At 69.8% G+C, this 6,775-nt stretch carries 9 protein-coding genes and 1 pseudogene; 6 read left to right on the forward strand and 4 right to left on the reverse strand.

Annotated elements, in window-relative coordinates:
• The first annotated feature begins 254 nt into the window (after positions 1-254).
• The 5 genes from ACK4S2_RS15295 to ACK4S2_RS15315 all read left to right on the forward strand — a co-directional run bounded on the left by ACK4S2_RS15295 (position 255) and on the right by ACK4S2_RS15315 (position 2,118).
• Positions 255-536, forward strand: coding sequence for a hypothetical protein (locus ACK4S2_RS15295; protein ID WP_409626314.1), 282 nt, complete (start codon positions 255-257; stop codon positions 534-536).
• Positions 533-958, forward strand: a complete 426-nt coding sequence (locus ACK4S2_RS15300; protein WP_409626317.1) for a hypothetical protein — start codon at positions 533-535, stop codon at positions 956-958. Before ACK4S2_RS15295 ends, ACK4S2_RS15300 begins: the two co-directional genes overlap by 4 nt.
• On the forward strand, positions 955-1,482 hold the full coding sequence (locus tag ACK4S2_RS15305; protein WP_409626320.1) for a M15 family metallopeptidase: 528 nt from the start codon (positions 955-957) through the stop codon (positions 1,480-1,482). Before ACK4S2_RS15300 ends, ACK4S2_RS15305 begins: the two co-directional genes overlap by 4 nt.
• 94 nt (positions 1,483-1,576) lie before the next feature.
• Positions 1,577-1,927 (forward strand): hypothetical protein, encoded by a 351-nt coding sequence (locus tag ACK4S2_RS15310; protein ID WP_409626322.1) that lies wholly within the window; start codon positions 1,577-1,579, stop codon positions 1,925-1,927.
• Positions 1,927-2,118, forward strand: a complete 192-nt coding sequence (locus ACK4S2_RS15315; RefSeq protein ID WP_409626325.1) for a hypothetical protein — start codon at positions 1,927-1,929, stop codon at positions 2,116-2,118. Before ACK4S2_RS15310 ends, ACK4S2_RS15315 begins: the two co-directional genes overlap by 1 nt.
• Positions 2,119-2,298: 180 nt before the next feature.
• On the opposite strand, the gene ACK4S2_RS15320 is transcribed toward ACK4S2_RS15315, so the two are convergent.
• Positions 2,299-3,516 carry a tyrosine-type recombinase/integrase gene (locus ACK4S2_RS15320; protein ID WP_409626328.1) on the reverse strand — a complete coding sequence of 406 codons (1,218 nt, stop codon included), beginning with the start codon at positions 3,514-3,516 and terminating at the stop codon, positions 2,299-2,301.
• 329 nt (positions 3,517-3,845) lie between these two features.
• On the opposite strand from ACK4S2_RS15320, the pseudogene ACK4S2_RS15325 reads away from it, so the two are divergent.
• Positions 3,846-4,289, forward strand: a pseudogene (locus ACK4S2_RS15325) (VOC family protein); the annotation flags it as partial.
• Positions 4,290-4,363: 74 nt separating this feature from the next.
• Here the strand turns inward: ACK4S2_RS15325 and ACK4S2_RS15330 are convergent.
• The 3 genes from ACK4S2_RS15330 to ACK4S2_RS15340 are packed head-to-tail and all read right to left on the reverse strand — an operon-like array spanning position 4,364 to position 6,651.
• A complete protein-coding gene (locus ACK4S2_RS15330) occupies positions 4,364-5,137 on the reverse strand; it encodes an ABC transporter permease (RefSeq protein WP_409626331.1) in 774 nt (257 codons plus the stop codon).
• Positions 5,134-5,880 (reverse strand): ABC transporter permease, encoded by a 747-nt coding sequence (locus ACK4S2_RS15335; protein WP_409626334.1) that lies wholly within the window; start codon positions 5,878-5,880, stop codon positions 5,134-5,136. Before ACK4S2_RS15335 ends, ACK4S2_RS15330 begins: the two co-directional genes overlap by 4 nt.
• Positions 5,881-5,889: 9 nt before the next feature.
• The gene (locus ACK4S2_RS15340) at positions 5,890-6,651 is read right to left on the reverse strand and encodes a transporter substrate-binding domain-containing protein (RefSeq protein ID WP_409626337.1); all 762 of its coding nucleotides are present in this window, start codon (positions 6,649-6,651) and stop codon (positions 5,890-5,892) included.
• Positions 6,652-6,775: the final 124 nt, after the last annotated feature.

Consider the following 6,775-nt stretch of genomic DNA (forward strand, 5'->3'; position numbering starts at 1 on the left):
CGGGCACGAAGGTGGTGCCGGAACTGCTGATCCTGAACTTCGCGCCGGGAGGCGCAAAAGACCCTTGAACGGGGTATTCAAACGGCCCTGCAGCGCCCACTCTTGAAAACCGCGTTGCTGCAAAATCTGGTGTCAAACAGTGCAAAATCTGATGTCCCGCTTCAGCTGGCCTGGCGCCGCGACGGGCGACGGTTGGCCATCGTCATCGTCGGCGTGGCCGTGATCCTGATGTGCGGAGTGGCGAGGCGGCGCTGATGCTGAAATCCCTGGAATTCTGGATCGCGGTCGGCGTTGCGGTTGTGGTCAAGATCAAGACCTCGCAGCGCCTGAACCTGTGGCAGGTGGTGACGACGATTGCCGTTGCAGTCGGCGCTGCCTACGTCGGCACCGAGTGGACGCAGGCGCGAACCGGCCTGCCCGAGCCGGTCGCGGCCGCGCTGGTGGCGCTGACGGCCGAGGGGCTGATGCGCTGGCTGTTGCTGGCGCTGGACGATCCGCGCCGGGCCATCGAACTCTGGCGCGAGTGGCGCAAATGAACCGGGCAGATCGCGCCTGGCTGGCGGTGCTGGCGCTGGCCTGGGCGCTGTTTGTCGCGCCGGCAACCCGGCTGCTGTTCAACCCGCAATCCGTGCAGATCGACGGCGAGGTGGTGCGGGTGGTGCGCAGCTTTCCCGGCGATGCGCTCGGCCTGCCGCGCCCGGTGATGAGCTATTCCGAAACGGTCCACCCGCTGACCGCCGGCCACAACGGCGGGCATTTCTGCCAGGCATCCAGCCCGCGCCCGGTGCAATACGTCAGCCGCAATCCGGTCGGCCAGTGGTCGATCCCCTGGGCGCGCGCCTGCCTGAGCGACCCGGCCGGTTTCGTCTGGGAAGCGCGGTGGCAGGCCTATGTTGGCTTGCTGCCGCTTGGGCCGGTGCGGCTGTCGGCCACGGTTTCGAGAGAGGTGAGCAAATGAGCCGGGAACAGGACAACGAGGCATTCGCGCGGCACGTGCAGGCGCGGCTTGGCGTGGCGGTCGACGGCTGGGCCGGGGCGCGGACGCGCGCGGCCTTCGATGCCGCCCTGCCGCCCGCTGCGCCGCCCGCGCCGTCGACGGCCTGGGACTGGGACGACCGCAGCACCCGGGCGCTGGTCGGCGTGCACCCCGATCTCGTGCGCGTGGCCGCCCTCGCGCGCCAGCGCAGCGCGGTGCCGTTCGTCGTGACCGAGGGCCTGCGCAGCCCGGAGCGGCAGGCGCAGCTGGTGCGCGCGGGCGCCTCTCAGACGCTGAACAGCCGGCACCTGACCGGGCACGCGATCGACGTGGCCGCGCTGGTCGGCGGCAAGGTCAGCTGGGACTGGCCGCTTTACGAACGGCTGGCCGTCGCAATGAAAGCCGCCGCCGCCGATCTGCGCGTGCCGGTGATCTGGGGGGGCGACTGGCGCACGTTCCGCGACGGGCCGCATTACGAGCTGGACCGGAAAGCCTATCCGGCGTGACCGTTGCGACGATCAAAACCCCATCGAACCCCGAAAAGCCTGCCGCCACGGGGCTTTCGGGCGCGTTCCTCGCGTGGCTGAACAGGAGAAGTCCATGACTGCCGTCATTCTCGACCTGCTGCTGCCGCACCTGCTGGAACTGGCCAGCGGCCTGTTGGCGCTGGCCATCGGCTGGGCGGCCATGCGGTTCAACGCCTGGACCGGAATCCAGATCGAGGCGCGCCACCGCGAGGCGCTGCACGCCGCGCTGATGACCGGCGCCCGCGCGGCGGTTTCGCGCGGCCTGCCGGTGCAACAGGCGGTCGACCTGGCCGTCGGCCACGCGCAGGCCAGCGTGCCGGCGGCGATGAAGCGGTTGAAACCGTCCGAGCCTGTCCTGCGCAACCTCGCACGCGCCAAGGTGGCCGAGGCCACGCAGGCCGCGCCCGGCCCGGGTGACCGCTGATGGCCGATTCCCGGATCGCGGTTCAGCGCGGGTCCGATCTGCTGGTCGATCTGACGATCGAGGATGCCAGCGGCGCGGCCGTGAATCCGACCGGCGCCTCGGTGGCGATCCGGGGTGCGACCGATCCGGCCCTCGCCTCTGCGCTGTCGGTGTCGGTCAAATCGCTGCCTCGGCCGGGGTGGTGCGCGTGAAACTGGTTTGGGACGACGCGCTCGCCACGCTGGCATCTCCGGGGAAGGCCGCCGCGCCGTGAGGCGGCGCCGCTGGCCGCTTCGGCGGGGGTTCAGGTGGTGGTGCCGACCAGCCACGCCGCGCTTGCGCCCGCGCCTGCAACCCTGACCGCGTGCCCGTTTTTTTGCCGGGACGCAGGCTCACGCCCGCAGCGGCACCACGTTCGCCGCCGCCCCGGCGCCGGTGACGAAATCCGCCCAGCGGCACATCAGCACCCGCCGCCGCTCCAGCAGGTCGGAGCGCGCATAGGCCCGCTCGACCCGTCCGCCGATCACGTGCCCGAGCGCCGTTTCGGCGACGTCGTAGCTCGCCGCCTCGGTGTCCTGCACCCACGTCCTGAACGAGGTGCGGAACCCGTGCGGCGCCGCGTTCCAGCCGAGGTTACGCAGTGCCTTTTGCGTGGCGGTGTCGGTGATCGGCGCAGGGCCGCGCCGGCTCTGCCCGGGGAACAGGATGCCGTCTCGGGCGCCGGGCGCCACCTCCTGCACCAGCGCCAGCGCCGCGGGCGACAGCGGCACCCGGAAATCGGCGACGCGGCGCGCGGTGCCCTTGATCCGGTCGGCCGGAATCGTCCAGATATCGCCGTCGATCTCGCTCAGCCGGACGCCGCGCCCGGCGCTCTGCCGCACTGCCGTCAGGATCAGCCAGCGCAGGCAGAAATGCGCGGTGGTCGGCTGCGCCACCAGTTGCTGCCACAGCTCCGGGATTCGCTGCCACGGCACGGCCGGGATCGGCTCCGGTGTCACGTCGACGTGGCCCAGCATCTGGCGCGCGCGGTCCACCGTGACGGGATCGACCTCGGCGCCGGAAATCTGAGCGTGTTCGAACACGATCCTCAGCCGCTGGATCGCTTTCTCGGCCGTGGTGTGTTTCGTGCGCCAGATCGGGGCCAGCGCATCGTGCAGGTCGCGCTGGTGCAGGCTGGTGATGCGCCGCTTGCCGATCTGAGGCAGGACGTGCACCTGCAGCGGCGACAGCCAGCGCCCGCGCGTGCCGTCGCCACGCAGACGCGCCTTGCGGGCCTCGAAAGCCTGCGCCACCGCCTCTGACAGCGTCGGGTCGCGCCGGTCGATCCTCGCGCGCTCCTCGTCCAGCAGGCGCGCGCGTTCGGCAATCGGATCGGTGCCGTTCAGCACGCATTCCGCCCATCGGTCGCGCAGGGCGCGGGCCTGAGCCAGCGACACCTCGGGCCAGCCGCCGAGCCCCATTTCCCGCCGGCGCCCCGCGAGGCTGTAGCGATAAATCCATTTCCCGCTGGCCGCATCGCGCTTTTCGAGGATCAGGCCGCCGCCATCCTGGAGTTTCCCAGGCGGTTCGGAAGCGATCCCTTTCGCGGTCAGCCTGTTTCTCGCGCCCATTCGGCCCCCCAGCCAGCCCCCCAGGCCGACCGCGCTATACCGCGCGAATCTGCGCCTCATGGTCGTCCAGCCTGACCGAAAACTGCGTGCTGTCTAGGGGTTGCGCGCCATTCTACGCCACGTGGCGCCGAATGTCCGGTGCCTTTCATCCGCACCATCTGGCAGGGTTGCCGCACGGGGGCCGCAAGGCCTCCGTTCGCATTTGGGGCGTTGCAAGGCGGCTGTGTCGGCTTGACGTGCATCTGCGCACAGGATCGGCGCGAACGGGGCGGTTTTCTTTGCGTCATCGCACAGGCATATTCGCCCCATCGCAACACACCGAGGGCAACATGCCACATGCCATCCACCCGGCCACCCGCATCGGCCATGTCCACCTGAAGGTCGCCGATCTTGACCGCGCCATCGCCTTTTATTCCGGGGTGCTCGGGTTCGAGCTGACCCAGCGCTACGGGCCGCAGGCGGCCTTCCTTTCGGCGGGGGGCTATCACCACCACATCGGGCTGAACACCCGGGAAAGCGCCGGCGGAACCCCGCCCCCGCCCGGCCATACCGGGCTTTATCACACCGCAATCCTTTTCCCCGACCGCGCCAGCCTTGCCGATGCGCTGCGCCGGGTGCTGGCGGCGGGCATCGCGCTCGATGGGGCGGCCGACCACGGCGTGTCCGAGGCGATCTATCTGCGCGCCCCCGACGGCAACGGGGTGGAGCTTTACCGCGACCGGCCCGAAGCCGAATGGCCCCGCGATGCGCAAGGCAACCTGCGGATGGGCAACCGCCCGCCGGTTCGACCTGCAGCGCCTGCTGGACGAAAACCCCTGAGGCCCGCGCCGGTGCCGCCCCGCGCGCGTCAGGCGCGGCGCTGCGGGCGGCGGTTTTCCAGCCAGCGGAAGGCCAGCACGATCACGCCTGTCAGCGCCATGTAGACCAGCGCCAGCAGGATCAGCGGTTCATAGACGATGAAGGTGTCCTGCCGCACGCGGTTCGCCACCGCGTAGATGTCGATGACCGTGATGGTCGCCACCAGCGGCGTGGCCTTCAGCTGCAGCACGGTTTCGCCCCCCAGCGTCGGCAGCGCGCGCTGGATCGCCAGCGGCAGCCAGATGCGGCGCAGGATGGTGAACCTCGGCATGCCCATGGCGCGCGCGGCCTCCAGCTGCCCGTGGGGGACCGATTTGAAGGCGCCGCGCATCACCTCGCCTTCGTAGCCGGCAAAGCTCAGGGTCAGCGCCAGCACCGCATAGGGCCAGGCCTGCCGCAGATAGGGCCAAGCCCAGCTTTCGCGGATTTCGGGAAACAGCGGGAACAGCGACCCGATGCCGTAATACAGCAACCACAGTTGCAGCAGCAGCGGCGTGCCGCGGATGGTGGTGCAAAAGGCGCGCGCCGGGGCAGCCAGCCACCACGGGCCCGCCGCCTGCGCCAAACCCAGCGGGATGGCCAGCAGGAACCCCAGCACGCTGGTCACGACCAGAATCCAGATGGTGCGCCACAGCCCCTGGACCCCGAGGTCGAAATACCGCGGCACCCAGTCCCAGCGCAGGGAAACCGCGCACCAGACGGCCAGCGCCAATGCCAGGCCCACGAGCACGATGCGGTGCGGCTGCCAGAACGCGCGGCTCATCCCCGCCCCCCCGTGGCGCCCGGTTGGCCGCGCCGGGCACGCGCTTCGATCCGGCCGAAAAGCCAGCCGGACACCAGCGTGACCAGCAGATACAGCAGGCCGGCCGCGAGGAAGAAGGTGAAATAGGCCCTTGTGCTGCCCGCCGCCTGCCGGGTTTCCAGCGTGAGTTCGGCAAAGCCGACCACCGCCAGCAATGCGGTGTCCTTGGTGGCGATCAGCCACAGGTTTGCTAGGCCCGGAATCGCTCCCGCCAGCGCCAGCGGCAATGTGATGCGCAGCGCGAGCTTCAAGGGCGGCATGCCGAAGGCGCGTGCCGCCTCGATCTGGCCGGCTGGCACCGAAAGGATGGCACCGCGGATCACTTCGGTGGCATAGGCGCCTTGCACCACGCCCAGCACGCCGATGCCCGCCGCCACCCCCGACAGCACGATGCGCGGATAGCCCATGCCGACCAGCACCTGATTCACCGCATCGGTCAGCGCGTAATACAGGATCAGGATCAGCACCAGTTCCGGCACCGCGCGCACCACCGTGGTATAGACCGCCAGCAGGTCGCGCAGCACCGGGCCGCCGTAAAGCTTGCCGAAGGCGCCCAGCGTGCCGATCAGCACGCCAAGCCCGAAGGCCCCCAGCGCGATCTGGAGCGAGTTGACCAGACCGCGCAACAGGTTTCCGCCCCAGCCGGGCGGTTCCGGCGCCAGCAGCGCCAGCGTCGGAAAAAGCTCCAGCAAGGCGTCGAACACGCCCGCGCCTCAGTTGCCGTAGATCGACGAGGTGAAGTAGCCGGCCGAGATCCGGTCATAGGTGCCGTCGGCCAGGATCTTTGCAATGCCGGCGTTGAACTTGGCCTTCAGCGCATCCTCGCCCTTGCGCAGGCCGACGCCCACGCCCAGACCCAGCACCGCCGGATCGTCGGCCACGGTGCCCTTGATCTCGCAGCAGGCCTTGCCGCCATCGGTGGCGAGGAAGTCGGCCAGTGCAAGGCTGTCGGCCTGGGTCGCGTCGATGCGGCCGGCGACCAGATCCTGGTTCGCCTCGTCCTGGGTCTGGTAGAGCTTGATTTCGGCGCCGGGGAAATGCTTTTGCGCATAGGCCTGGTGGATGGTCGAAACCTGCACGCCCAGCACCTTGCCCTTCAGCCCCTCGGGCGTGGCATCCATCGCCATGCCCTTTTGCCCGACGACGATGGTGGGGGTGTTGTAATACTTGTCCGAGAAGTCGATGGTCTGCATCCGTTCCTCGGTGATCGACATCGAGGCCATGATCGCGTCGATCTGGCCGCCGGTGAGCGAGGGGATGATGCCATCCCAGGCGACCGGGGTGATGACGCATTCCATCTCTGCCGCGGCGCAGACGGCGCCGATGATCTCGACCTCCCAGCCGACCCAGTTGCCGGCGGCATCGGGGCTGGCGAAGGGCGGGTAGGGTTCGGCGGCGATGCCGACCTTGACCGGGTTGGCGGCCGCAGCGCCGGCGACGAGGGCGAGCGCGGTGGCGAGCAGGAGTTTCTTCATGGTCTTACCTCTCTGGTTGTCCGGCGGGTCTGACGCCCGCCTCTGCTTGGGGGAGGGAGGGGGGGGGGGGGGGGGGGGGGGCCGCCGCCGGGGGGGGGGGGGGGGGGGGGGGAAGAGAGGGGGG

This window comes from Gemmobacter sp., from assembly GCF_046292685.1.
Lineage (GTDB): Bacteria > Pseudomonadota > Alphaproteobacteria > Rhodobacterales > Rhodobacteraceae > Wagnerdoeblera.

What these genes read in the sequence shown, in the direction of transcription:
- ACK4S2_RS15310 (WP_409626322.1), top strand. Translation starts at nt 1,577, where the DNA reads ATGACTGCCGTCATTCTCGACCTGCTGCTGCCGCACCTGCTGGAACTG.
- ACK4S2_RS15320 (WP_409626328.1), bottom strand. Translation starts at nt 3,516, where the DNA reads ATGGGCGCGAGAAACAGGCTGACCGCGAAAGGGATCGCTTCCGAACCG.
- ACK4S2_RS15330 (WP_409626331.1), bottom strand. Translation starts at nt 5,137, where the DNA reads ATGAGCCGCGCGTTCTGGCAGCCGCACCGCATCGTGCTCGTGGGCCTG.
- ACK4S2_RS15300 (WP_409626317.1), top strand. Translation starts at nt 533, where the DNA reads ATGAACCGGGCAGATCGCGCCTGGCTGGCGGTGCTGGCGCTGGCCTGG.
- ACK4S2_RS15340 (WP_409626337.1), bottom strand. Translation starts at nt 6,651, where the DNA reads ATGAAGAAACTCCTGCTCGCCACCGCGCTCGCCCTCGTCGCCGGCGCT.
- ACK4S2_RS15315 (WP_409626325.1), top strand. Translation starts at nt 1,927, where the DNA reads ATGGCCGATTCCCGGATCGCGGTTCAGCGCGGGTCCGATCTGCTGGTC.
- ACK4S2_RS15295 (WP_409626314.1), top strand. Translation starts at nt 255, where the DNA reads ATGCTGAAATCCCTGGAATTCTGGATCGCGGTCGGCGTTGCGGTTGTG.
- ACK4S2_RS15305 (WP_409626320.1), top strand. Translation starts at nt 955, where the DNA reads ATGAGCCGGGAACAGGACAACGAGGCATTCGCGCGGCACGTGCAGGCG.